The sequence below is a fragment of the Microbulbifer maximicatervae (SeqCode) genome (assembly GCF_052467325.1).
Window position 1 is genome coordinate 1,726,126 of record NZ_CP174310.1, and the last position, 24,586, is coordinate 1,750,711.

The following is a 24,586-nucleotide window of genomic DNA, read 5'->3' on the forward strand; positions in this document are numbered from 1 at the left end:
AACTTGCTGAGGCCTTATCGCTATAAGCTTTGCAAACCTGACTTCAGAAGTCGGCCATTAAATTCTGCAAGCTGTTTTAAGAAATCGGGGTCCATAACGTGCCCCATTTGCTCTTCCAGGACGGGTTTGGCCAACATCGGCAACATAGCCAAACTGACAAATGAAATCCTGAGCAAATCATACTTGGGGTCTTCAGATTCGGCTTCTTCACCCTTGATTTCAGCTAACCGCCGAGAACCCCTTTGACGCCCCCGCTCCAGGAGCTGACGGATCACATTTTTCCCCGGCCCTTGATTAAGGGCCATGACTTTCAGGATCAGAGCCGGAAACTTGGGATTCTCTTGCATCGTGGAGTAGTAAAGGGCAAAGAAATCTCCAAAATCCCAATCGCCATCAAGGCTGAGTTGTTCTACGGCCTCGATCAATGGCAGAAGGGTTTGGCGGATCATATCTTCATAGAGGCCATCCTTGCTACCGAAGTAATATCGAATCATCGATACCGCCACTCCAGCCTTAGCAGCAATCTGGCGAGTTGTGACCCGGTGGTACTCATCGTTCAAAAAGCACTCTCGCGCCGCATCGATTAGCCGATTGGCAACATCCGACTCCTGCATAGGCTCGCTCCTTCCTATCTAGCTTGCAAGAGAGGCTAACAGGGTACCCTACTGCCTTCCAGGCTATTTGTTGTTCAATTTGAGGGGTTTGTACGACGGGTTGAGGTGGCCGTATATCCTCAAACTGGATACGACCCCACTCATTCATATGAAATTGTCTCGAAGATATTCGTAGTTTAGAGCAAGTGGATTTGGATCTGGCACTAATTACCCAGCTAACAAAGCACCTGGGTGATCTCTAATATTCAGAACACAAGTATTGCTAATAACACCAAGATATACATTCAAAAATTGATAGTCATCCTCTACATTTTATCGCTTTCGTGAGTTCGCCCTTCGAGAAATGCCACGAATCAAATTTCGCATTCTGAATCAACTTAAAACCACCTATCGACCTCAAATCCAAACATCGGTATTCTCCCGCGCGGCGGCATATTCATCCTGACTTAACTTGTTGCCAGAGTTAATCAGACATGCCTTCTACTCGACTATTTATGGATAAAAGTTTGGCAAAACTTTAAAAACATTTTCAAAGCAGGAACATGAAAATGAAACTATTTACCAGTACAGCACTGGGAATTTCAGCGACCTTGACTCTAACCTTGCAGTCGGCAGTGGCATACAGCCAGGCTGTATATATAACGATACCAAGTTACACCGGCAATGAGTTTGCTCAATTGGAAGAGCAACCCAAATCGAGCCAAGTCATTATTGATGGCAAACTATACCAGCTGACCGGAGATATGCTGGAGCCAGTTCAAGAGGATTCCGGTCAAGTTAGCATTATGTCCGCTATTGAAATATCAGCGAATAAGTGGCCTGATGGAATCATATATTACGACTTTTACGATAGTGTCACTGAAGAAAATCAACAGCGTTTTATCGACGCCACCAAAGTCTGGGAAGAAATTGCAGACTTACAATTTTTAAGACGCACTAATCAATCTGACTACGTTCACGTAAGAAACGGAACTGAAAACCGCTCCATGGTTGGAAAGACTGGCGGCGGGCAATTCTTCAGCATGAACAACTGGGATACCAAGTACATTATTGTACATGAATTGGGCCATGTTATTGGTATGAGGCATGAACATCAGCGATCTGATCGTGATGAATATGTCGAAATCATTGAGGATAATATTAAACCCGAGTATGTCCATAATTTTGATATACGGCAAACCCACAACTACAGTAACTATGACTTCCTGTCTGTAATGCACTACCCATCACGTGCATTTTCGGTTAATGGCCAAGAGACAATTATCCCTAAATCGGGTTATGAGCACTTCAGCCGTATAATGGCCCAGCGTATCGACTTGGGCGGCGGTGACCAGGTTGCAGCAGCATCCCACTATGGCGTGGTCAATATTAATATTCCTGACCCTGCATTCAAGTCATATTTGACTTCCTATTTCGACACAAACAATGATGGTGAGATCGACAGCCTGGAAGCAGCAAACATTGAAGAAATTCGCACTCCAGGCAACGGGGAAATCCAGTCACTGCAAGGGATTCACGTATTCCGATACTTAAAGCACTTAACCGCTGTTAATGAAAACCTCACCGAGTTACCCGAATTACCTAAACGTCTAGAAACGTTAAATATTGCCGGCAACTACTTGGACACTGCGCAATTCGAGTGGGTAATGGACCGACATTTCTTAACCGCTATTGATGTTACGGACAACCTCCTCGATGTCTACTCCTGCGAGGCACTTGAGTTAATTGATTCTTATCTTAATGAAGGGAGCATTAGCTTCAGCCCCGCTAAAGGCGGTAATTCATTAGCTTGTGATGAGGAGGCAGAGCTAACTCTTATTCCATCAAAAACGCGAGAGAACTTAAGTAGCAAAGGCGAAAAAGTATTCCATATCGACGTGCCCGAAAATGCTCAAACCCTGACAATTATTACTGACAATTCAGGCGATGAACTGGGCGGTGAAATGAATATGTACGTGGCCTATAATCGCCAACCGACCACAACCGATTTTGACTTCAGTTCTGAAAATGGCGGTAATATTGAAAGTATTGAGGTCACTTCGCCAGAAACCGGCCGCTGGTACATATTACTGTCTCCTATCGAACGCTCCTTCGAGGGTGTAAATTTAACGGCAACGGTAACTCTGGCTGATCAGTCCGACAATATTCTGGTTAATCAGAAACCTGTCAGCGGTCTTAATGCCAGTGCAGGAGAGTCGTTGTTCTACACCATCACAGTACCGGAAAATGCCAGCGACCTTTCATTTGAGATAACCGGTGGTAGTGGCGATGCGGATCTCTATATTCGTTTTGCTAGCAGACCAACTGAATCGGTCTATGATTATCGGCCCTATTTAGGTGGCAATGAGGAGTCCGTTGCTATAGCAAACCCAACTCCCGGAATCTGGCATGTCATGCTCCACGGCTATACAGACTTCGATCAAGTATCCCTGACCGGCTCTTTTACTGAATCATCTACTGATGAATTTTTAATCCCCGGCGAGGTTATCTCTGACCTGAATGGCCATGCTGGAGATCAATTAGAGTTTAAGATTGAAGTTCCTGAAGGAGCGAGCCAGCTTTCTGTAGCTACGGGGCTGCTCTATTCAACTCCGTTGGTGATGCAGATCTCTACATCAAGCACGGTGAACCCGCCACTGAGTCAAATGCCGACTACGCTTCTGAAAACTGGGGCAACTATGAATCCATAGATTTGAACGCTCCTCAATCGGGCACTTGGTATATTACCATCTATGGTTATATCGACTTTGAAAATGTTTGGATTAGTGCTGATTATTGAAGCATGAATAATTAACTAATAATTTGGTAGTAGAGCTTCGCTAAATCAACGGACTCTACTACTCCTCTTGAGGAGTAAATTTGCATAGAATTTTACTAATAACTTAACCACTTGTAACATTACAGTATGTATTTAGAGGTTAAGAAATGACTATCCCAACGCGCCAGATCCGCGCTAGCTTTAATAATCACACCATTCGCGTCTACCAAGCATACAACACAGCCATTGCAAATTCCGCCCTACAAAACGGAACCTTTGTATCCCCACCATTCAAAATGGAACGTATGACCTGGATTAAACCCTCTTTCCTATGGATGATGTACCGTTCGGGTTGGGGAGAAAAAGACAGCGGACAAAACCGCATTCTGGCGATAGATATCACTAGAGAAGGATTTGAATGGGCCTTACAGAATAGCCTACTTAGCCACCAAACCGATCAATACCCAACGAAAGAAGCATGGTTGGAAGCTAAGAGAACTACACCTGTCCGTATTCAGTGGGACCCTGAACGGAATTTAGATCTGGAACCCCTTCCTCACAGAGCTATTCAGATTGGGCTGTCGAATAAAGCTGTAATGCTTTACGTTAACGAATGGATTCAGAAAATTACTGATGTAACTGATGGCGCCTCCAGAATTCACCAACTAGTCAAAGCTAGAGAATTAGAGCAAGCGGAAAACCTTCTTCCCTCAGAGGTTGAGTACCCCTTAAGTGTTTCATTAAAAGAAAAATTGGAAATGTAAATCTGCACGGCCAATACCAACATTAAGCCCCTGTGACACATCTAAAAATCACAAAGTCCGAAGAAAATTTTGGTCAGCAAATGGGGCTCAATTGAACTGATGGTATTACTTTTAAAAACCAATATAGAGAATGACTAGCAGTGTTATCCTTCTCCCCAGAAATACAACAACCCGCTGTAGACTTCTCAAACAAACACAAAAATATAGGCACTAAAATGATCTTATTGGATTTTATTAAGTTTGTTTTAGTGTCAAAGCTGCGTAAAATTGATGAATATTTATCGGAATTAGAGTCTTACTAAGCAGTTTTTTAAGGATTGTTGATTCAAGCAAATCCAAGACTCATTTCTCAAAGGAGAACAGTAGCGTGACGTAAAAGTAAGTAAAAGGCGCTGACCCAAGGTGCGCCAACACCGGGGGCCAGCTAACCAAATTGATAAATCACCTATCAAGAGTCGAGTAGACCAAAGGAACTTCCCCTTCGACCTCTCACAGAACCGTACGTGAACCTCTCAATTCATACGGCTCTTCGTATTCAGCACATTTTCAATCTTCCCATTCTCCAGTGTGCAAACAAGCCGCGCATTTGTTGACGAACTTTTCCAATAAAGGCCCAACTTTTGAAACAGCTTCGCTTCAGATGCTTAAACTTCTTCCTGGCCCAACGCATCAGCGTTTGGTCAAGATACTTCTGAAGTCGATAAACACCATATCTCCGCCCAAAGTGACCATAGTAGTTCAGCCAACCCTGTATTGCGGGATTAAGTACTTTTGCCATTTCAGATAGTGATCGATCCACCCAGTTTATTACTCGCCATTGCCTGACCTTATCCTTAATCCTCTTGAAGGCCTTAGGGCTCATTGAAGGACTAAATGCGGTGAAGATCTGTCCTTGGCGATTCCTTGCTTTTCTGGGACCAAATCGAAAGCCCAGAAAGTCAAAGTGGATCACTGGGTGGGAGTCTTTACGATTACTGTTCTTGCAATAGACCTTGCGCGTTTTCTCTGGATGAGCCTCAAGCCCGCAGGTAGTCAAGCGTGCTTTTAGAGCCGCCAGTAAGCGATCCGCCTCTCGAGGATTACGACAATGGTAAACAGCATCATCCGCGTAACGCTCAAAAGGAATATCTCTGTGCGTTCTCACCATCCAGGCGTCCAGCGTGTAGTGCAAAAACAAGTTTGCCAGTAGCGGGCTGATTACACCCCCTTGTGGAGTACCTTGTGTTCGCTCTTCAAGCTGTCCGTCCCGATGTTGTACTGGAGCCGTTAACCAGCGCTGTACATAGAGTCTGACCCACCGATGATTATTATGTTTATCTAATGCCCTCAGCAGAAGTTCGTGATTAATATTGTCAAAGAAACCTTTGATATCTAAATCAACTACCCAGATTCTATCCCAGCATCGTTGTCGAGCTCGACGCACTGCGTCTATAGCAGATTTGCCTGGCCGATAGCCGTAGGAGTCAGGGTGAAATACCTTCTCCAATTCTGGCTCCAGCAGTTGCTTAGCCACCATTTGTGCAATGCGATCTTCGATTGTGGGGATACCCAGTGGTCGCAGGCTGCCATCGAGTTTCGGAATATCCACTCGTTTGACGGCTGATGGAAAATAGCTGCCAGATGACATCCGATTCCATAGCTTGTAAAGGTTTTTGACGAGACTCGATTCGTATTGCTCTATCGTTATCTCATCAATCCCCGCTCCGCCGCCATTAGCCTTGATCTGCTTCCACGCTTCCCAAACCGCTCGCTTGGGAATATTGAATGGCTTTGCGCTAATCGTTAATTCCTCCCCATCTGGGTTGATTACACGGTTAGTCGCCGAATACGACAACCCCTTCGCTCCACGTCCATTACAGCCGCTTCTCCACTACTACGGGTTGTTCCGCCCCTGTGACCAGTCTTGGTACTCAACGTCTTGCAGGGCCTCTACTTGACGCTCTTCCTTAACACCTGGACGACAGGTTCTCCTGTTCCACCCAAAAGCCTGTTGTGTGTTCACGCCACCTCTATGCCGGATGCCACTCGGTCGGTAAACAGGTAACCTCCAAGCTTATCCCCGCACTTAGCCAGTGCACGGGTTTTGACATCATCTTGGTAATACGCTTTCGACACCTCATCAGTGGTTCATTTGCATTCGTCTCTACACAACATACCTGACGTATCTCGTACGCCTTTTCCTCAAGCGCTTCTAACCAAAGCTCTTTACTCCGATCACCTTGAGGGGGTTTGTTATCACTTCCTGCAAAGCGATAACGGAGGGCCGACCTCCATCTCCTGGATAGCACGTATTTTTTTTTTTATTTATAAAAAAAAAATACTCAGGACGCACTGGCTGTATGCATAGTACGCTAGAAACTCGCTCGTCTTCAATAAAGTCGAGAAGATCCAGTAGTTTGGAGCGATTTCCCAAGCCCTGGGAGCGTAGTGCCCGCCTTTTCTTCTTTTATGCTTACCGTTCTCGCGCTCCCCCTGCCTTTCCTGCAATCACGACTTTCTAAGCCTTCCGGTTTCGGAGCCAAAAAAATAGCTTGAAATTCAGTAGGAAAAAATATGTTGATCTTGAAGCGTCGGACTGGTGAAAACCTAAGAATTGGAACAGACATCTCACTCAAAGTACTGGAGGTTAAGGGCAACCAAGTGAAGATCGGGATCCATGCCCCCAAATCCCTAGCGGTTCACCGCGAAGAAATTTATATGCGTATTCAAAGGGAGCAGAAACTCAGTAACAGAAAACGCTGAGAATCAACTTCCCCTTAAATGAGGGCCCACAGCGGGCCTCAACCACAATCTATCGGCCAAGGTTTTCCAGCTCTTTCACAAAGAGCAACTCACTAAGCCAGCCCAAAAGAAATCCATAGGCTCCTTGAGTGCCCCCCTAAGTTAGCGCCCATACATCCTGGCCCGCTAAATCCAAAGTCACTAAAACTACCACCTTTGCTCGCTTGCCACGCAAATGCGAATCATTATCATGTTCGACAGTTTACTTGCTGGAAGTTCTCTCATGTTTCGCAAAACCCTGCTAGCTACCGCACTCGCAGCCGCAGTACCCGCCTCCCTCGCCACTGAAACTCCTTCAGATCAGCCCACTGTAATGGAGGAAACCGTAGTAGTCGGTGTGCGCCAGCGCCTCTATGAGCGCGGAGCTTTGCTGGATGCAATCCAGAAAACTGAGGTTGTTGATGAAAGTCTGATCAAATCCCTGCAGGCAGTTAACCTCACTGACGCTATTGAAAAGTCCCCCGGTGTTCGGGTTTCCAATGAGTGCTCCATGTGCGGGGTCAAACGAATAATGCTGAACGGTATGCGCGGTGAGCACTCCACCATCCTCACCGACGGCGTTCCTCTTCACACCATGATGGCTGGCTATTACGCAGTGGATGCACTGGCCACAACGGGTGTCTCTCGTATCGAAGTGGCCCGAGGTGCGGGAGCATCGCTGCTCGCACCCGAAGCAATCGGTGGAACCATCAATGTCATCTCCAAGGAAGTCGAGGAAACCGGCCTCAACATCAATGCCTCTATGGAGGACAACGACAGCTACTTTCTAGGCATGATGGGCGGCTATGTAAGCGATGATGAACGCACCCGTACATCGCTGGTCATTCAGGATGATAAGCACCACCAGATGGACAATGATGACAACGGTGTTAGCGAAGCACCGCTGCAAGAGAACACCAGTTACGTAGTTCGCCTCTCCCATGACCTGGGTGAGCGGGACAACGTGGTACTGCGCACAGCCTATACCGACTCCAGTATTTTTGGCGGCCCTCAGGGATACAGCATTGGTTCCGTCCTACAAGGCTACGATGGTGTGGAATCTGACCACTTGTTTGTCAACGACGATGTGCGGCAGCAATACATTGGTAAACCCTGGGAAACCACCGAATGGATCTCCACCACTCGCAGTGAAATTTCCTCAAGTTGGCTCCACGAATTCAGCGAATCCTATAACACGCTGTTTACTGTCGCCTGGTCTGAGCACAAGCAGGACTCCTTCTACGAAGGATTCGATTACACCGCTACAGACACACTCAACTACTTCGACCTGCGCAATAATTTGATCCTTAACGATCAGCACATGCTCACCTTTGGTGTCGATCTTCGCGATGAATCCATGCGTTCCGACTCTGTCGCAGGAGAGGAAAGCGATAATTACATCGAAGACAGTTTCGACTACCAGACCACCGGCCTCTACATACAGGACACCTGGACCGTTTCACCGGACCTCGAAGTGGCACTGGCCATACGCGTAGACAATGCCAAAGCCGACTTTGTCGCCGAGCAAAAACCCGGCACAGAGATCGATGAAACGGTGGTCGCCCCGCGTATAGACCTCCGCTATCTGCACGACGACCAGTGGACCTCCCGGGTAGCGCTGGGACGAGGATACCGAGCCCCCCTATCCTTTTTCGAAACAGATCACGGCATTCTTGATGCCGGTGATGGCTTTGCCATCGAGATCGAAAACCTTGAAAAATCTCTATCCGCAACTTATGCATTGAGCTTCGAGGGAGAACGCCTCAACAGCACCCTGTCACTGGCATTTACCGAAGTAGATAACCTCGCAGCACTGAGCGAAACCGAGGATGGAGTACCACTGCTTACCCAGATGCAGGAAAGCGCCTCCGTAGGTGCTGCCGATATCACTCTCGGCTATGCGCTCACCGAAAATTTGTCCATCGGTGGCACACTGGAGACCTATGACTACGACGATGTTTTCCGGGAATCTTTTGCCATTGCTCCAGTAGAGCAGCGTGCACTATTCAATCTGGATTACAAAGCCGATTACTGGATGCTATATGCCAGCGCTACCTGGGTAGGCTCCCGGGATCTGGATGAATTTGGCTACGAAGGTTTCAACCAGTTGGGCGACTCCACTTTAAAAAGCACAAGCGCAGACGCCTATTGGACAGTAGATCTTAAATTAACCTTTGACGTCACTGAAAATCTGAGCCTGTATCTGGGCGGAAATAACCTGACAGATTACACCCAGGTTGAGGAAGGTGAGAGCCCTCTATTCTGGGATGCCAGTGGTGCCTACGACGTAGCCTATATCTACGGCCCGCTACGAGGGCGTGAATATTACCTGGGCTTCGACTGGAACCTATAATGCGAACCTGGCTCGCACTAATCACACTTCTGTTTGCGCCTGCTGGCGCAACAGAAGCTGCCATTTCCCTTTACGATTTTGAACTGCGCAGCCTCGCCGGCCCCGAGCGTATCAACTTGCAGCAATTCAAAGGGAAACCCAGCTTGATAGTACTGGTTGAACCTGACTGCCCCTGGTGCTTTCGCCAGGTTCGAGTACTCAACCGGCTGACCAGCGAGTGCCCCCAACAGTTTCAGCCCATCGCCCTGGGTATCAATGGCTCCCGAAAAGCCCTACTGGCCGAATATCGAAAGCTACGCCCGGAATTCCCTATGCTTCAGGCAAGCACACAGCTTCAACAAGTACTGGGCGAAACTCCCGGCACTCCATTTAGCTTCCTTATCGCCTCCAGCGGAGAACCGCTCAGCTGGCTAAGGGGTTATATTCCGGATAAGAAACTACAGCCGATTTTGGAGAGCACCTTTGACTTCAAATGTGAAAGTGCTCCCGGGAAAGCCTCATAAATTAGAGAACTGAATACTACGTTTTTTGTTGAGATAGGAACCTTGCTAGATCTTAAGTACTTATAGATTGAAGATATAGGCAGTGACGCTGTAGATGTCAGCTCACTTAGCTATTCCCCCTAATTTAGATCTGTGGCAAGAAGATCTAAGGATTATTTTTGGCATCCAGGCTATAAACCCATAAAAGTGTTAGCTGACTTTTCTTCTACAAAACCAATAGTTGGATCTTGGCTTTTTAGCGTGCTTAGTAACGCCTCCCAATCGGAGTTTTTCTCATAGAACTGCTTACTTAAGTACGCGGAAATTGCGGCCTGTACAATTGATACATGGGCAGGATTATTTTCTTCTTCACTTATAACGCCATACCCATTAATTCCACCCAGTAAATGCTTTGCCCCCACAAGGGTCAACAAGTACTCTGCACCAGTTCCCAAAGTAAAAGCATCTGTAAACCAATCTGGTCCACGGGTACTTAATGGAGAATCATCCTGATCCGCTGCAACAACTAAGCATGGAGCAGTCATTTCCGTAAAACTTGGATTCATAAATGGGAAGAACTTGGCCGCAAAAGGGGATAGGTTCTCTCCGCCCGTTCCAGTTGCACAAAGTAAAACACCCGCTCTCACCCGCTTATCTGATAAATCAGGACCAGGAATATTGTCTTCATTTAGTACCCGAGCCCCCAGTAACATACCTACAGTTTGTGCTCCATAGGAATGCCCAATAGCAACTACCTTTTCTTTATCTAGACGGCCCCGCAACATGGAAACAGCTTTCTCGATACTGTCCAGCTCATCCAGAACTCTCTTCATGTCAGATACTCGATACTGCCAGATTTCAGGCACTCTAGGGTCATCGTCTGGCACCTCAGAATCCAGGAAAACCGGTTGCAGAACTACAAAACCCAAAGAGGCGAGAAATTCAGTTATTGGAGCGTATCCATAAGGTGGTGATTTGTATCCATGGGCGAAGATAACGATTGGTAAGTTTTCACCATTCACCGGTGCGATTACACGAACCTTTAGCTCTTGCCCCCTGACCGAGTCAGGCAGTAATACAGCATGATGTGTAACAAAAGGGCCTTGCTTTTTTACTGATGTGTGATCTGATATTGTCATAAATTGTTCTCCTTCAACTTTAATTTCCCACTTGATCGATGGGGTTAATAGAACTCAGTAAAGTGGCCACTGGTATTTGCAATCAGTACTGAATTACCATGGCATAGAACCATTAAAGCTAGTAAAAGTACCAGAATCCCCTTCTCGGCCCAGAAGGGCGACACGCACAATTTCCCTCGCCCCCTCTGCTACAGTTTGCTCACCCTCGTAATTATTTAAGCCAGTGCAAGTAAACCCAGGGCATACGGCATTTACCTTTATGTTTGATTTTTCAAGATCAATTGAGAAAGCCATAGTTACAGCATTTAGCGCAGTTTTTGACATGGAGTAGGCACCAAACATTTTTCGTGCCGGATTGTTGGGATTTGAATGGCTCATCAACGAGCCAGTACCGCTAGAAACATTAACTACTTTGGCAGAAGGAGAGAGTTTGAGAAGAGGTAGCATTGCCTGGGTAACCGCTACAACCCCGAAAACATTAGTTTCAAATATTTCTCGTAATTCAGCCAAAGTTACAGCGCTAACCTGAGTCTTTTTGCCGATTTCCGCCAGAGTGACTCCAGCCTCCCCTGCATGGCTAATCGCCGCGTTATTAACCAATATATCGAGACGCCCAAAGTCTTTTCTTATAGTGTTGGCTGCAGCTCGGATACTGCTTTCATCAGTAACATCTAGCTGAATAGGCCAAGCGCTTTCGCCTATGGAATCAGCGGCTTTTTGCCCCAGCTTCAAATCACGAGCCCCAACTAAGACAGAAACGCCTCTAGCACTCAGGTCCCTCGCGACTTGTAATCCTATTCCCCTATTGGCACCAGTTATTAATGCAATTGGTCTACCGTGCATCGTCAGTCTCCACATAGATACAGCTCATGGGCCATTGGCTCCAGCAAATGGCTATGGCAAAATCGGAACAACGTTCCGATTAAATATACGGAACAATGTTCCGTTTAGCAAGGGGTAGATATGCCAAAACCTGATGACACTAATTCGAGCCAACGTAAGCGAGCAGACGGCAAGCGCAACCATGACGCCCTGCTCCAGGCAGCCAAGGAAGTATTCGCCACCTCAGGCGTAGATGCCCCAGTGCGGGAGATTGCGGGTAAGGCCGGTGTCGGTGTCGGCACCCTTTATCGGCACTACCCAAAGCGGGCAGACCTGATCGCGGCAGTTTTCCGCAGGGAGATCGATAGCTGCTCTGAAGAAGTGGAAGAACAAGCAAAACACCTACCTCCCTTTGAAGCCTTGGCCAGCTGTATGCAAACATTTGCGACCTTTTTTGCCACTAAGCGAGGGCTATCCGAAGTATTGCACTCAGGTGATCCAGCCTTTGAAACCCTTCCAAGCTATTTTGACCAGCACTTAAGGCCTACCCTGTCTATGGTGTTAGGTGCAGCAATAGAATCGGGAGATGTTCGTTCAGATATAACTGCAGATGAACTACTTGGAGGAATTGCGAGATTAGGGATGTCCTCATCTGAAGACTCATCTGGGCAAGTTCAACGTATGGTCTCACTATTAGCTGATGGGCTAAGATTTAAAGAGTGATAAATTCTTTTGCACAAAAACTATTTTAGAGGCTCTTAGTTTCAAAGAGTGGCTGTGACAATCACGCTAGAACAATGAGCGTATTCATTGCGTTATGAGGATACATAGATTTTATTTAGAGAAGTCAGCCCATACGTATAATCGTGAATTGAAAGGAAACCTACTTTTATATTTAGTTCAAGTATTTAGAGGTCTCTCGTATATCCCCCCCCTTTCAAGCCCCCCACTTCTGGCTAAGAATCAAGCCTTTGATGGAAAGGAGCTATATCGAAATTGTACTTAATACTTGAAGCCAAACTCCCTTAAAGTAAAGTCAATTCATGATAATCGTTTTCCTACAAGGTACTTCATACGAAAAATAATATTTGAGTATATAGAGGTAGACTATAATGATATCGCCTTCACAGAGCCAATTGCTACCTCTGCCCTGAGGCATTTAAGGTAACCGTTTAGCAGTGTATCCGTTGTTAATGGGTAGGATCAATATATATGACGGTTTGAAGTTGCTGCTACCTGGCATGGCCTCGCACCTCCCAATCAACCAAAGTAAATAAAGATACAAAGATAAAGAATATGAAAAGAGTTAAAGACTTTGTGCCAAGCTAGCTTGAACTCTTCTACTTTTTCTTTTGCATATTTTTTTAAAAAATTTTTCAGGTGCATCTAATTTTTGTGGCCAATATCAATACGGAGAGGTAGAAACAAGGAGACCTATTATACAAATAAAAACTGAAATGAAAACAGACTCTGAAGTTGATGCCAGTTAACTTTTAAACCACCAGCTTGAGTTACACTCAGCAATAAAAACCATATACACATATCAGCCTTTCAGGCATTTTTAATAAATGAAGCGCAGGAAATAAAGCAAATATACGAAGACCCGAATGAAGCAATCGATAAAATGGAGCAGTTAAATAAAACTAAGCACAAATTCGTTTTCGTAGAGGTTCTTATCGGCGCATTGAGTTTGATAATTTTCCCTTTGAGGAGCAAAAGCCTACTGAGTTATAAGCCTACATAATCCTTCTTAAGCAAAAATTAATCTGAGTGAGTTATTTATATCATCGAAGATTCGGCCATGATGCACTAAGGAAGAAGTAATGCAGTCAACATGAATATAATTTGCACCTCAGTACTATTTTTAACACCTAAGTTTGACTAAGCAAGAAAATCAATCGCTACAGAATTAATGCCATGGCCAACAAAGGCCATGGCAGACCGCAGCTACTGTCCAATCCTATTATTGGTACAGTCTTACAGCCCTAATCATACAATGTGTCTTTCCTGATGTAGCACCCCATTCATTACTTCTATAGACCTGAAGTTTCACTTGAGTGCTTGCATGAAAAGCACTCAACAGCAGTGATGTTAATTCTGCACGATTATCGGAGTTACTCTCAACAAACCCACCTTCTGGGCACTCGTCAAACCCCGTGTCAACGGCGACGACTAGATCTCCGACGTGGGTATACGCTCTTATTTCAGTAATTTCCGCACTAGATGACATAAGGCAGCCATAGGTGCAGAGAGGGTCATCGCCATCCCCATAAGCAAAAGTAATGCTTGAGCCTAATAGAAAAGCCAAGGCTGCTATTGTTCTACTTACTTGTTTCATCATATCGATATTTACCGTCCATTTGTAATTAGATATACATGATTCGCTCAGTTTGGCGGCCGAAGTATAACGTAAAAAATCGTGAGAAGACCACCTTATAGTCGAAACCTGCTCTTTATTTTATTTCGATTTTAATAAAGTAGTGTTCATGGCTAATGGAAAGCCCAGGTATATGTCTTTATAAGTAATCTGTATAGTTCACAACGCAGGCAGTTAATTGAGGGTGAGGATGCTTAGGGTTCGGAGGCCAAGGAGATTAGAAGACTACACTTTTTCCACTTAATTAAAGTAGGGGCAATTCCATGGCGATCGCTTTCTCACAAGGTCCTTAACGCGAGAGGCCGTATTTGGGTATATAAAATTGCCGTCGCAGCGCCATTGGCCAGCTCAGTCTTAAGGCATTTGAGGAGCAACTAACTGCTCGGCAGTGCGTCGGTTATTGATGGATAGGATCAATAGAAATTCATCCAGCAATCGATGAAAAGAATAAACGAGTTTAAGCAGGAATCCGTTCAAGGTTGTATACTAGCGAAGGTTCAGCGTTGAGACATTTACAGCACGAAAATAGGCAGTTGCGGATAAAGAAAGAAATCTTAAAAAGCAGGGTTGGTTCAACTGGTGGATGTAAGGCTCACCTCTAGCTTTTAAGTAGTAATGAAATAATTCAAAGTTCTTCTTAGTCATTGGTTGAATTTACATGCAATCTTATAAAAGTATTCCTTTATATATATTAATTGATAGATAATCCCCCCCTACGGAAGCGTTAACATGTGAGCCGATTTGTAAATTCATCACCCCCACGGGCCCCTTAGATCAAATCTATATTTGTCGTAATTACAAATGCTTTATGCCTCACCAGCTCACGACTTCGGCCCCAAGTTAACTTGCTCCAAAGACCTTCTAAGAGCTATTTTACTTGGTACTCCTATGCAAAGATTGATACTTCCTGATTTGTGAGTTGTTGTTACATATCTCTATTTTTGTTAAGAACATGAGCACCCGCCTTGCACCATGACAACTGCCACCCCTAAAAGCACCAATTAGCAAATACTACAACTACAATATAAATACAACCCTACCCTTCCTGCGACAAAACAATCCGGTACTTAGCCTTACCTGATTTTAAATGCTCAAATGCCGCTTCTATCTGGCTCATTGGGAAAATCTCTATCTCAGGTTTAATCTTATGATGCGCTACAAACTCAAGCATGGTTTCGATCGCGCCGGGACTTCCGACAGGAGATGCTGAGATTGAGCGCTGTCCAAACAATAATGGAAATAGAGTAAATTGTATTGGGTTAGTTACAGCTCCAACAAAGTGCAAACGCCCTTTTGGTTTTAGAGCCTGGATATACAGATCCCAATCAAGACTGACATTCACAGTTGACAGAATAAAATCAAAGCTCATTGCCGCCGCTTGAATCTCTGCGGGATCACGGGAATTCAGAGTTTTATGAGCGCCCAGAGCCAAGGCCTCTTTACGTTTTTCCTCGCTGGATGTAAACGCGGTAACTTCACACCCCCAGGCATGGAAAAACTTCAAGGCAAGGTGCCCTAAGCCACCAATACCAATTACAGCCACTTTGTCAGTGGGTTTGATATCGAATTGGACCAATGGATTGAATACGGTAATACCCGCACATAAAAGGGGGCCGGCCGATGCATAATCCACACCATCAGGAATAACAACCAGGCTACTCATATCCGCCCTGGCTTTATCAGCAAAGCCTCCATTAGTGAGTATGGTGAACTTTGCCTCTCTACATAAGTTGAGGTCACCAATTCGGCAAGTATGGCATGTTTCACAGTAGCCAGAATTCCAACCTAACCCAACAACAGTACCCTTTTTAAGATGAGCTACTTGCCCACCCATCGCAGTGACACGGCCGATAACTTCGTGACCGGCAACCATCGGATACTGTCCAATACCCCATTCATTTTCAATCATGCTCAAGTCACTATGGCAGATGCCACAGTACATAATTTCCAATTCAACCTCTGTTGCACCCAGCTCTCCTGCTGCAATTTGGTAGGTCTTAAATGGACCGCCGGACTCTAAGACTGCATAGGCATTAATAGTGGATGCAGTAGACATGGCGAACTCCCAAAAGAAAAGGAAATCGAAAATTATCTTAAAAGTTTAGACGCCATTCAGCTGTGGACTTTATTACATTCTTAAAATTTTATTTTCTAGTAAGCCGGCGGCCTTACTATCTAGCATAAAAATTAAAAGTGATAACCGGTAAAAAATAAAAGATTGGAATTAGGGAGCCTCTGAATAACTCCGTAATGCCTCTGCGGCCTTCAAGGCCCGCCCTTCGGGGCATGCAGAGCGATCCACACTCCGCGTTGCGACCTCTTGAAAGGTCTAGACATTCCTGCGAAGCCGCGCCTTGATTGTGAACCGCTCTGCATGCCAGAGGTATCACGGAGTTGTTCAGAGGCTCCTTAGAGCTGCAAAACAGAAAAAAGGCCGGGGGTACTTCCCCCGGCCAGTGCCAAGTCCTGTGAGGTTGCTGAATAGCAGAGGACTGATGGAAAATTGGACCGCAGTTTTACGCAGAAGATCAATTCAATACTCGATATCCGCGACCAACCAGGCAATTCTTAATGATGTAGGTAGCCTCTGAGCTCGCACTACCTGCTCCTGACAAGCCCCCGACAAGCGCGCCGGCACCGGCTCCAGCTACCGCAGCACGGCCACTATCGCCGACTAATGCACCGAGCGCACCACCGACTACTGCTCCACCTGCAGCTCCGGCAGCTGTTCTACGCCCTTGGTCACTGTATGTGGAGTAAGCGATTCCCTTACACTCTGCAAGGTCCGCTTGATACTGATTCATATTAACGCCCCAGGTATCGATAACAATTCCACCGGCACCGGGAACCTGCTCTGGCTGAGCAGCACAGCCGTAAAGCAGCGACATCATAATTCCAGCAGTTGCAGAAATAGCAGTCTTCATCAAACACCCCATATCGCTTTCACCACAGGATAGTGAGCTTGTCACGCTTTTCTTCTTTAGGTTTAGCTGCTGGTAGAACTTGGCGCCAGTCAGGCGCCTAAAAATGAATGACCCGTTGGGCAATAAATCCAATAGGCGTATAGCTGTCAGTGCAGAGCGCCTTCTATCTATGGATCTGCAGGCAGGGTTCCTGTTGGCAGAATTGAATATTGGTAAAACACTTCTAACTCTTGAGATTTCGCTTGTGGATCGAGGATATTTACTATGCCCTTAAAGCTCTTTAACCGCCGGCTGTCTGTATCGTAAGTAAGATTTAAGTCCTCTACGAAAAGGCGGATAAGAGGCTGGGCAACATCCACTCGTATACAGGTATGATCACTAGCGGATTGACTACAGGAAACTGCTTTAGCGCGCAACTTTATCGATCGACCATGCAATGGCGAAGCAAAATTGAATTTAAGAGTTTTTCCTGAAGACAATAAGTCCCAGTGGTCACGCACATAGGTGTCAAAGCCTGCATCAACTACATCAACACTTCGTGCCTCTCGCAAACTTACTTTCCAAGCTTCATCCTCGTTGGCTCTATAGCGCATCATCCACTGGCCGTCATCCCAAAGGACCTCGCGAACTTCACCATGCCTCCGATCTATTTGAGTGGCACTAGGTAAGGCACTGCGACCAGCTGAGGGGCCATTTCGCTCCCGAAGGGTTTTCTCTGCTATCAAATCACCCTGGGGTGCAAAGTAGAAAACTGTTATTTCACCATTATCTTGCGAAGTATAATATTCGCAGTATTGCAACTGTTGATTATCCGGATCATAGGCCAAACCTTTTACCAGGTAAGGCCCTTCATAGTGACAGTTAGTTCCGGCAATAGCCGACATCGTAATAAATTCAAGCATTGCTCACCTCTTTGTGACAAATCCTTCTTGCCAAATAGGCAAACAACGGCAGGATACAGGCCCAGATTACACTTAGTGTTCCCAGGGATTGCCACAGAGGTCTGTGCAATTCCACAGTGCCATTTAGGAATGCACCGGTAAAGTAGCTAAATGGTCCAAAAAAACCACCCAGGATTACCGCCAACCATAGGTTTTTCTGTAAGAAGACCAAACTGTATCGCAAGGTCATGGCAAAGTTCAACCACAGACAAATCAGCCATAAGGGAGGCCAGGACGAACCGCTGTCATTTCGCATCACCCCTAAATGAAACAAGATAGAGTCTATAGACACACCAAAGATAAACACCCCCGCTAACCAAAGAGGTTCCCTGGGCAAATTGGCGATATAGCGCAGATGTACAAAAAGGTTGAACAGAGTAAAGGGAACCACCAACCACACCTTGGCCACTATGACACACAGTGGCCAGGCGATATCGAAAAGTAAGGCATTCGCGACAAAACGCCACATTTCACTTTCCTCCAAGGGAAAACGACAGCACAGCGATAACTTGCACTGTCTTTTAGTAGTTATACCTCCTACCAACACTTTCCTTTTCAGACTCACCTACAGAGCTTACCGGAAGAAAGTTATGCCTATTATAGACACCAGAATTAATCAGGATATTATTAGAGATCCCTCATAGGTAAACTATAAGGGATCATACATTCATGAAGAATGGAAAGTTCTATTTACAGTCCTAAAGAGTAAAGATGAAGCTCTCTAACCAGAGTAGAACTCCAGGGGCACCAGATATTACCTGGCAGAAAAGCGCCACCGACTTCTTCCCAGTTGTCCTCTATATACTGTGCTGAAGAATCACAAACCTCAATGGATATCTCAGCAAAATCTATAGAGTCAGTATCCACATGAAAACTCCAGTCTGGATTGTAAAAGGTTTCCCCTGGAACCACATAACCAATAAAGTGATAAAAGGACTCCTCTCCATTTGAGAGTATTCTTCGGGCCTCCTTAATTTTATCTGGATCTGTTAACTGCAAAACAAATATTTCTTCAGGATCACTATTAAATGACACTTCAAAATACGCTACCTTTATACGGCTTGACGCTGAAAAAGAAACCACCTCTGAAGCTGCAACAGACACAGAGAGTAAGGTTAGAAATAAAGAAAGAACTATGCTTTTCATCATTAACGGCCTCTATTGAGTAAAGTAATACAGATCGCGGAAATGATGATAATGGAGCAAAAAATATCAGAATGTCAGCCAAGTCACATTTCCCCTCGAAGAATAAATTTTAAGAACTAAAAAATTCCAACACAAAATAACGGCACGCACAATTAAAACAACCTCCCCCACTCAACAAGCCAACATTTATCAACTATTTCTGAACCCTAAAAAAACGCAAGTAGCCACAGCTTCGCCAGCATCAATAAAACAACAATGAAAATAACTTAATCTTATAGAATAATGTGATAGCTAGACTGATTTTAGCTCATAAAATTTCAACACATCCTATATTTTAATTATCAAACGCTTCACCTACCCTGGCAGTTCCACCTCATGCGCAACTAATAAAGCGCAGACCACCTATACAATTCTCATACAAGATTAAAAAGCAAAGCACAGATAGATTTACCAAGACAACAGACTGAAAACCTGACTGACAAACATCAGATAGAAAGACTCTATCTTCCACTCTATTAAACAAATTAAATCCGGATGAAATTCATAAAATTCAACAGAGCATTCTCTCCCCCTCCTTATATAGAATTAGCAATAGAATATTTATCTACATGATAAGCTAACAGAATCCACCTAAGGAGAATCTGGATAACTCCGTACAGCTTGAAGACTGCAGATATTAGGCTCAGCTGGGCGCGAATAGGCTTAGTCCTTGGAAAAGCTACAATGCAATAGCTGTGGCACTTCAGGGATTGCAGAGCGATTCACACTCCGCTCTGCGAGACAGCGGCATCAAGGAGTTGTTCAGAAGCCCCTTAAGTACCGGGGCTTGGCGAACACAAATTGGGCAGTACCAATCACTCGCTGCAAAAATCCCCCTTCGCAATAGCATAAATAGAATTCCCACATTCGGATAAATCGCTCATCAAAACCTAATTCGCGCACTTTGGAAATTCGCTCAAAAAATGCTTTGCGCCAGTCACTTAATGTGCGGGCGTAATGGGCGGTGATATCTTCGAGACCAACAATCTGCATATCTGTTGAATTGGCAATATGGGCCGCGATAACCTGATTAGACGGCAGGCAGCCACCAGGGAAGATATATCGCTGAATAAAATCGACCTCTTTACGATATTCGTGGTAGCGCTGGTCGCGAATGGTAATTGCCTGCATCACCATCAAGCCATCTTCTTTGAGTAATTCGCTACAACCAGCGAAGAAGGTCTTGTGAAATTCGTGCCCTACTGCCTCCACCATTTCAATCGATACAATTTTATCGTACTGACCTTTCAGGTCCCGATAGTCCTGTAATAAAAGGGTTACCTGCTCTTCTAACCCTTCGTGCTTTACCCATTGACGTGCGTAGTCATATTGCTCTTGGGAAATAGTAGTGGTTGTTACTTTACAGCCATAGTACTTGGCAGCATGAATGGCCATACCACCCCACCCAGTACCAATCTCAAGGAGGTGATCAGAGGGTTTTAACTTTAGCTTTCGGCAGATCAGTTCCAGTTTGTGATTAGAGGCTTCAAACAGAGTTGCATTTTCAGACGGGTAGACCGCAGATGAATACAGCATGGTCCTGTCTAAAAATAACCGGAAAAATTCATTGCCCAGGTCATAGTGTGCAGAAATATTCTTGCGTGAGCCATTGCGATTATTCGCATTTAATTGATGTAACCAGCGCAGGCCTAATCGAGGTAAATAGCTCCAACGACTATCGATGCCTTCCACCAATTCCATGTTGTCCACCATCAGGCGAATCAGGTCCACGGTATTGGTTGAGGTCCAGGCGCCCTGCATAAAGGCTTCTCCAGAACCAATGGTTCCGTTTAATAGCACCTGTATATAGCTGGATGGATCATGTACGCAAATATGTGCCGATATCTCTGCTTCTTCTGGCCTCTGGCCAAAGTGGTAACATTGCTCCCCCTCTTCGATTAACAAGTGGCCACGATCAATACCCTTGAGTTTTTCCAACACCAGCTTGCGCGCCAGGCGAACGAGCCAGGACTGTGCCGATACTTCTGATTTTGACGACGAAGCCTGATCAACTTCCTGAACTGCTCTCATAGTTGTTTATCTCCTGCCTGAACCTCGGCGTCGTCGCGAGGGTGCGAAAATACCGGGATACGCTTGACCCATAATTTCAGTGCCTGCCAATAAATGGCGGCTATAACTTTTACGGTCATCAAGGGGTACTGGATCAATATTGAATTAAGTGATCGGCCGCTAATTTCGCAACGCTGTAAACTCAGGGTTGCATCAAACATTGGGCGAGTGCCGTCTTCTGTATCATCGGCACTCGCATCAAAATTTTGCAGGTAAGCTGTCAGCTTTTCTCCAGGTTTTGTCCCCCTCCATCGATACCCTTGGTCCATGGGCATAAAAGGCGAGACATGAAACATTTTTGCAAAGGTCGCTTTTTGCAACTTGGTATTATTACGGCAATCCAAAACATAGCTGTGACGCTCTTTCCAGGGTGTGTTGTGCACATCCAGGAGCAGCCAATCCACATTCTGGCCCTCAGCATCGAAACAATAGTAAACACTGAGCGGATTCATGTTGTAGCCAAAGTAGCGCCAATTGGCCAGCAAGCGAATAGGTCCGGAAGGCTGCTCTCCCACCTCCTCCTCCACCCGCTTTCGAACCGCCTCATCAAGACTGAGGGATTCATCGCCAAAAAAATCACTGCGACAAAATCTCGCAGGTGCTCGCCGCTGGGAGGACCAAAGAGGTGAGAGCTGACAAATGGCTTCCACCTCTGCCAGATCGACGTACATCATAAAAACCTGATAGCGAAACTGGTGAGCTCTGGGCGCAAAGCGCCGGTGCTCCAACCACCCGGTATAAATCGCACTTTCCATGATACCGGCCTCCTTACCAGTCGACACCCAACCCCCGAGCCACTCGCAACGCACTGGTTACACCATCTTCATGAAATCCATTTGCCCAATAAGCACCGCAGAACCAGGTGCGGTTAACACCATTAATACTATCCCACTGCTGTTGCGCTCGTGTTCCGGCTACAGAGAACTGGGGATGGGAGTATTCAAAACGACCGAGCACAGACTTGGGATCGATAAGCTCTTCGGCATTCAGGGTGACACAATAGGTGTTCTCGGTATTCAAGCCCTGAAGTATATTCATGTTGTATGTCAAAACAGGCAGCGCATCCTGTTCACTGCGCAATTGGTAATTCCAACTCGACCAACTGCGACGGTGACGGGGTAGCAAGGTGCTGTCTGTATGCAGGACCACGGCATTTTTCGCATAGGGTATAGCCCCCAGGATTTTTTGCTCACTGCCGCTGGGGTCGGTCAAACATTGAAGGGCCTGATCGGAGTGGCAAGCGAAAACAACGGCATCAAACTCCAAATTTTCCCCTGCTGCGGTGCGAACATTCACACCTTCCCTGCAGCGCTGCACCGCCTCAATGGGCGTAGATAAGCGAATTTTATCGGCGAAAGATTGTATTAACGGATCAATATATTCACGCGACCCGCCCTTGATCACTCGCCACTGCGGGCGACGCACCAGGTTGAGCAAGCCGTGATTAGCAAAGAAGCGGACAAAGAAACTGACAGAAAACTCCAGCATTTGCGCCACACTGGCAGACCAGATAGCAGAGCCCATAGGTACCAAATAGCGATTGGCGAATTCCGCAGAGTAACCGTTCGCAGGTAGATACTCACCCAGGGTCAATGTCTCGCTCAGCCTCCCCTCCTGCCAGTCGCGGAGGGCATTGCGGTTAAAGCGCACAATGTCCCATAGCATACGCCAGTGCCCAGCGTTGACGATATTCGAGCGCTGTGCAAACAGGCTGTTGAGATTGTTACCCGCATATTCAAACCCCTCCTGATCGCAGCGCACACTAAAGCCCATGGAGGCGGGTTGGGATTGAACTCCCAGCTCTTTAAGCAAGCGAATAAAATTCGGATAGGTCCAGTCGTTGTAAACAATAAAGCCGGTATCCACTGCTAACCGGCGTCCCCCCTCGTCAATATCAACCGTAGCGGTATGCCCTCCCAGGAGCGCCTGTGCTTCAAACAGGGTGACATCGTACTTTCGATTCAATAGATAAGCGGCAGTAAGACCGGCAATGCCGCTGCCAACAATAGCGATTCGCATCAATTCTTCCTTAGTGTGCGGATTCTTGTCATTTTGCGTGCGCAAAAACGGAACCAGATTGAGCTGAAAAAACCCAGAAACCGCAGAGGCCAACTGAGCCGTTTGGGAAAATCGACTGTATGCCCGACACCACAGAGCCCCTGTTCAATGCGTTCGGCGGCCTGGTCTGGAGTCATTAAAAAAGGCATGTCAAAGTCATTGCGCTGGGTAAGGCGGGTGTCGACAAACCCCGGGCGAATATGGACCACCCGAAGTGAAGTAAGGCTGGTATCGGCGCGCACCGACTCCAGAAAATAGGCCACCGCCGCTTTGGAACTGCCATACGCTTCGGCGCGGGGAAAAGGTACCACTGACGAGAGACTGCCGAGCGCGGCAAATACCGGAGACCGGCTTGCGGCTAACAGTGGCTGCGCGCACTTCAAGGTATTCACCAAGGCAAAGAAATTGCCATCAAAAACCCGTCGGTACATGGTGACATCCAATTGAAGGTCGTCGTCATATTCACAGGTACCAGCGCAGGCAATCACCATATCCAGGTGATCTGTGAAGTCCGTTAATCGCCGAGCAACACCCGGCATCACCGCATCGTCACTAAGATCACAATCCAAAACCCTGAGGCGGCTGGGGGCTATGTTCTGTAACTCCGTCAGCGCATCCAGCCTGCGACTACTGGCAATCACAAAATTATTCTGCTCCACCAGGCGCAATGTAAGCGCTCGACCAATACCCGAGCTAGCACCTGTGATCCAGATGGTTTTATCGCTAATCCCCTGGGACACTTAGTTGCGCTCCATGCGCGATTTGATAAAACCAATACAGGAGCCCAATACAGGCACCTGCTCATAGACCATGGCGCCCATATCGTAAAAGTCCTCGTGGTAGTGAATCTTATCGGTGTAACGCAACAGGCTACAGCCACGAAGTTGTAATGGGCGTCCACCTTTGAGTGATTGGTGTCGGTAGTGCATGGTCCACGAAAGGCAGGCGCTGCCCTCGCCCACCACCGGCAGATCATCAAATTGGAAGCGGCACTGGGTAAGCCCCCTGCTCATTCCCGCAAAGTAACTCTTTAAAGCAGGCAATCCCTCTATCCGATGCAACGGGTCACAAAAAATGACATCGTCGCTATATAGTGATCCAAGGCTGCCAGTTTCCTGCATCAGGAAGTCTTTGTAGTACTCCTCTAGCTCCTCAATCAACGCGCTCATCATCGGATTCCTTACTGTTCTAGCTGCAGATAAATACGCCACACCCCACCGGGTGGATCACCGCTCAATAAAAGGTAGGCCAGAGTGATCCAGTTATGCCCTCTCTGCGTAAGTAGTTATCAGACAACTTGGAAGTCTCCCCCTGAGAGCCTGTTGCAGAATGTGGTACA

General features: G+C 46.3%; 22 protein-coding genes. 7 read left to right on the forward strand and 15 right to left on the reverse strand.

What is annotated here, in order from left to right:
- Positions 1-20 precede the first annotated feature (20 nt).
- Positions 21-614: a TetR/AcrR family transcriptional regulator gene (locus ACJJIE_RS07790; RefSeq protein WP_444894188.1), complete on the reverse strand. Its 594-nt coding sequence runs from the start codon at positions 612-614 to the stop codon at positions 21-23.
- Positions 615-1,162: 548 nt separating this feature from the next.
- Here ACJJIE_RS07790 and ACJJIE_RS07795 point away from each other — a divergent pair.
- From ACJJIE_RS07795 to ACJJIE_RS07805, 3 genes are all read left to right on the forward strand, one after another.
- Positions 1,163-3,304: a M12 family metallopeptidase gene (locus ACJJIE_RS07795; RefSeq protein ID WP_444894189.1), complete on the forward strand. Its 2,142-nt coding sequence runs from the start codon at positions 1,163-1,165 to the stop codon at positions 3,302-3,304.
- A complete protein-coding gene (locus ACJJIE_RS07800) occupies positions 3,229-3,393 on the forward strand; it encodes a pre-peptidase C-terminal domain-containing protein (protein WP_444894756.1) in 165 nt (54 codons plus the stop codon). Before ACJJIE_RS07795 ends, ACJJIE_RS07800 begins: the two co-directional genes overlap by 76 nt.
- 146 nt (positions 3,394-3,539) lie before the next feature.
- Positions 3,540-4,136 (forward strand): DUF4291 domain-containing protein, encoded by a 597-nt coding sequence (locus ACJJIE_RS07805; protein WP_444894190.1) that lies wholly within the window; start codon positions 3,540-3,542, stop codon positions 4,134-4,136.
- A gap of 535 nt (positions 4,137-4,671) precedes the next feature.
- Here the strand turns inward: ACJJIE_RS07805 and ltrA are convergent.
- Positions 4,672-5,970 carry a group II intron reverse transcriptase/maturase gene (gene ltrA, locus ACJJIE_RS07810; RefSeq protein WP_444894191.1) on the reverse strand — a complete coding sequence of 433 codons (1,299 nt, stop codon included), beginning with the start codon at positions 5,968-5,970 and terminating at the stop codon, positions 4,672-4,674.
- Between the two features lie 719 nt (positions 5,971-6,689).
- Between ltrA and csrA the strand changes: the two genes are divergently transcribed.
- The 3 genes from csrA to ACJJIE_RS07825 all read left to right on the forward strand — a co-directional run bounded on the left by csrA (position 6,690) and on the right by ACJJIE_RS07825 (position 9,752).
- The gene (gene csrA, locus ACJJIE_RS07815; RefSeq protein WP_444894192.1) at positions 6,690-6,878 is read left to right on the forward strand and encodes a carbon storage regulator CsrA; all 189 of its coding nucleotides are present in this window, start codon (positions 6,690-6,692) and stop codon (positions 6,876-6,878) included.
- Between the two features lie 262 nt (positions 6,879-7,140).
- Positions 7,141-9,249: a TonB-dependent receptor plug domain-containing protein gene (locus tag ACJJIE_RS07820; protein WP_444894193.1), complete on the forward strand. Its 2,109-nt coding sequence runs from the start codon at positions 7,141-7,143 to the stop codon at positions 9,247-9,249.
- On the forward strand, positions 9,249-9,752 hold the full coding sequence (locus ACJJIE_RS07825) for a TlpA family protein disulfide reductase (RefSeq protein ID WP_444894194.1): 504 nt from the start codon (positions 9,249-9,251) through the stop codon (positions 9,750-9,752). Before ACJJIE_RS07820 ends, ACJJIE_RS07825 begins: the two co-directional genes overlap by 1 nt.
- Positions 9,753-9,922: 170 nt before the next feature.
- Here the strand turns inward: ACJJIE_RS07825 and ACJJIE_RS07830 are convergent, their stop codons facing one another.
- Together ACJJIE_RS07830 and ACJJIE_RS07835 are read right to left on the reverse strand one after the other, a co-directional pair.
- Positions 9,923-10,870, reverse strand: a complete 948-nt coding sequence (locus tag ACJJIE_RS07830; protein ID WP_444894195.1) for an alpha/beta hydrolase family protein — start codon at positions 10,868-10,870, stop codon at positions 9,923-9,925.
- A gap of 93 nt (positions 10,871-10,963) precedes the next feature.
- Positions 10,964-11,713 (reverse strand): SDR family NAD(P)-dependent oxidoreductase, encoded by a 750-nt coding sequence (locus ACJJIE_RS07835; RefSeq protein WP_444894196.1) that lies wholly within the window; start codon positions 11,711-11,713, stop codon positions 10,964-10,966.
- A 120-nt stretch (positions 11,714-11,833) separates the two neighbouring features.
- On the opposite strand from ACJJIE_RS07835, the gene ACJJIE_RS07840 reads away from it, so the two are divergent.
- Positions 11,834-12,415, forward strand: a complete 582-nt coding sequence (locus ACJJIE_RS07840) for a TetR/AcrR family transcriptional regulator (RefSeq protein WP_444894197.1) — start codon at positions 11,834-11,836, stop codon at positions 12,413-12,415.
- Between the two features lie 1,240 nt (positions 12,416-13,655).
- Here ACJJIE_RS07840 and ACJJIE_RS07845 read toward each other — a convergent pair.
- The 11 genes from ACJJIE_RS07845 to ACJJIE_RS07895 form a co-directional block, all read right to left on the reverse strand.
- Complete coding sequence (locus tag ACJJIE_RS07845) at positions 13,656-14,033, reverse strand: hypothetical protein (protein WP_444894198.1); 378 nt, start codon at positions 14,031-14,033, stop codon at positions 13,656-13,658.
- Positions 14,034-15,105: 1,072 nt separating this feature from the next.
- A complete protein-coding gene (gene ahr, locus ACJJIE_RS07850) occupies positions 15,106-16,125 on the reverse strand; it encodes an NADPH-dependent aldehyde reductase Ahr (RefSeq protein ID WP_444894199.1) in 1,020 nt (339 codons plus the stop codon).
- A 472-nt stretch (positions 16,126-16,597) separates the two neighbouring features.
- Entirely contained in the window at positions 16,598-16,993 is a 396-nt protein-coding gene (locus ACJJIE_RS07855) for a YMGG-like glycine zipper-containing protein (RefSeq protein ID WP_444894200.1), read from the reverse strand.
- A 167-nt stretch (positions 16,994-17,160) separates the two neighbouring features.
- A complete protein-coding gene (locus tag ACJJIE_RS07860) occupies positions 17,161-17,895 on the reverse strand; it encodes a hypothetical protein (protein WP_444894201.1) in 735 nt (244 codons plus the stop codon).
- A complete protein-coding gene (locus tag ACJJIE_RS07865) occupies positions 17,888-18,403 on the reverse strand; it encodes a DUF2878 domain-containing protein (protein WP_444894202.1) in 516 nt (171 codons plus the stop codon). The genes ACJJIE_RS07860 and ACJJIE_RS07865 overlap by 8 nt, the downstream gene beginning before the upstream one ends.
- 221 nt (positions 18,404-18,624) lie before the next feature.
- Complete coding sequence (locus ACJJIE_RS07870) at positions 18,625-19,083, reverse strand: BP74-related protein (protein ID WP_444894203.1); 459 nt, start codon at positions 19,081-19,083, stop codon at positions 18,625-18,627.
- Positions 19,084-19,881: 798 nt separating this feature from the next.
- The gene (locus tag ACJJIE_RS07875) at positions 19,882-21,150 is read right to left on the reverse strand and encodes a class I SAM-dependent methyltransferase (RefSeq protein ID WP_444894204.1); all 1,269 of its coding nucleotides are present in this window, start codon (positions 21,148-21,150) and stop codon (positions 19,882-19,884) included.
- Complete coding sequence (locus ACJJIE_RS07880; RefSeq protein ID WP_444894205.1) at positions 21,147-21,944, reverse strand: DUF1365 domain-containing protein; 798 nt, start codon at positions 21,942-21,944, stop codon at positions 21,147-21,149. Before ACJJIE_RS07880 ends, ACJJIE_RS07875 begins: the two co-directional genes overlap by 4 nt.
- Positions 21,945-21,957: 13 nt before the next feature.
- Positions 21,958-23,208 (reverse strand): NAD(P)/FAD-dependent oxidoreductase, encoded by a 1,251-nt coding sequence (locus ACJJIE_RS07885; protein ID WP_444894206.1) that lies wholly within the window; start codon positions 23,206-23,208, stop codon positions 21,958-21,960.
- Positions 23,208-23,987 (reverse strand): SDR family NAD(P)-dependent oxidoreductase, encoded by a 780-nt coding sequence (locus tag ACJJIE_RS07890; RefSeq protein ID WP_444894207.1) that lies wholly within the window; start codon positions 23,985-23,987, stop codon positions 23,208-23,210. Before ACJJIE_RS07890 ends, ACJJIE_RS07885 begins: the two co-directional genes overlap by 1 nt.
- The gene (locus ACJJIE_RS07895) at positions 23,988-24,416 is read right to left on the reverse strand and encodes a nuclear transport factor 2 family protein (RefSeq protein WP_413665319.1); all 429 of its coding nucleotides are present in this window, start codon (positions 24,414-24,416) and stop codon (positions 23,988-23,990) included. It lies immediately after the preceding gene.
- Positions 24,417-24,586 lie beyond the last annotated feature (170 nt).

What these genes read in the sequence shown, in the direction of transcription:
- ACJJIE_RS07790 (WP_444894188.1), bottom strand. Translation starts at nt 614, where the DNA reads ATGCAGGAGTCGGATGTTGCCAATCGGCTAATCGATGCGGCGCGAGAG.
- ACJJIE_RS07795 (WP_444894189.1), top strand. Translation starts at nt 1,163, where the DNA reads ATGAAACTATTTACCAGTACAGCACTGGGAATTTCAGCGACCTTGACT.
- ACJJIE_RS07805 (WP_444894190.1), top strand. Translation starts at nt 3,540, where the DNA reads ATGACTATCCCAACGCGCCAGATCCGCGCTAGCTTTAATAATCACACC.
- csrA (WP_444894192.1), top strand. Translation starts at nt 6,690, where the DNA reads ATGTTGATCTTGAAGCGTCGGACTGGTGAAAACCTAAGAATTGGAACA.
- ACJJIE_RS07820 (WP_444894193.1), top strand. Translation starts at nt 7,141, where the DNA reads ATGTTTCGCAAAACCCTGCTAGCTACCGCACTCGCAGCCGCAGTACCC.
- ACJJIE_RS07825 (WP_444894194.1), top strand. Translation starts at nt 9,249, where the DNA reads ATGCGAACCTGGCTCGCACTAATCACACTTCTGTTTGCGCCTGCTGGC.
- ACJJIE_RS07830 (WP_444894195.1), bottom strand. Translation starts at nt 10,870, where the DNA reads ATGACAATATCAGATCACACATCAGTAAAAAAGCAAGGCCCTTTTGTT.
- ACJJIE_RS07835 (WP_444894196.1), bottom strand. Translation starts at nt 11,713, where the DNA reads ATGCACGGTAGACCAATTGCATTAATAACTGGTGCCAATAGGGGAATA.
- ACJJIE_RS07840 (WP_444894197.1), top strand. Translation starts at nt 11,834, where the DNA reads ATGCCAAAACCTGATGACACTAATTCGAGCCAACGTAAGCGAGCAGAC.
- ACJJIE_RS07845 (WP_444894198.1), bottom strand. Translation starts at nt 14,033, where the DNA reads ATGATGAAACAAGTAAGTAGAACAATAGCAGCCTTGGCTTTTCTATTA.
- ahr (WP_444894199.1), bottom strand. Translation starts at nt 16,125, where the DNA reads ATGTCTACTGCATCCACTATTAATGCCTATGCAGTCTTAGAGTCCGGC.
- ACJJIE_RS07855 (WP_444894200.1), bottom strand. Translation starts at nt 16,993, where the DNA reads ATGAAGACTGCTATTTCTGCAACTGCTGGAATTATGATGTCGCTGCTT.
- ACJJIE_RS07860 (WP_444894201.1), bottom strand. Translation starts at nt 17,895, where the DNA reads ATGCTTGAATTTATTACGATGTCGGCTATTGCCGGAACTAACTGTCAC.
- ACJJIE_RS07865 (WP_444894202.1), bottom strand. Translation starts at nt 18,403, where the DNA reads ATGTGGCGTTTTGTCGCGAATGCCTTACTTTTCGATATCGCCTGGCCA.
- ACJJIE_RS07870 (WP_444894203.1), bottom strand. Translation starts at nt 19,083, where the DNA reads ATGATGAAAAGCATAGTTCTTTCTTTATTTCTAACCTTACTCTCTGTG.
- ACJJIE_RS07875 (WP_444894204.1), bottom strand. Translation starts at nt 21,150, where the DNA reads ATGAGAGCAGTTCAGGAAGTTGATCAGGCTTCGTCGTCAAAATCAGAA.
- ACJJIE_RS07880 (WP_444894205.1), bottom strand. Translation starts at nt 21,944, where the DNA reads ATGGAAAGTGCGATTTATACCGGGTGGTTGGAGCACCGGCGCTTTGCG.
- ACJJIE_RS07885 (WP_444894206.1), bottom strand. Translation starts at nt 23,208, where the DNA reads ATGCGAATCGCTATTGTTGGCAGCGGCATTGCCGGTCTTACTGCCGCT.
- ACJJIE_RS07895 (WP_413665319.1), bottom strand. Translation starts at nt 24,416, where the DNA reads ATGAGCGCGTTGATTGAGGAGCTAGAGGAGTACTACAAAGACTTCCTG.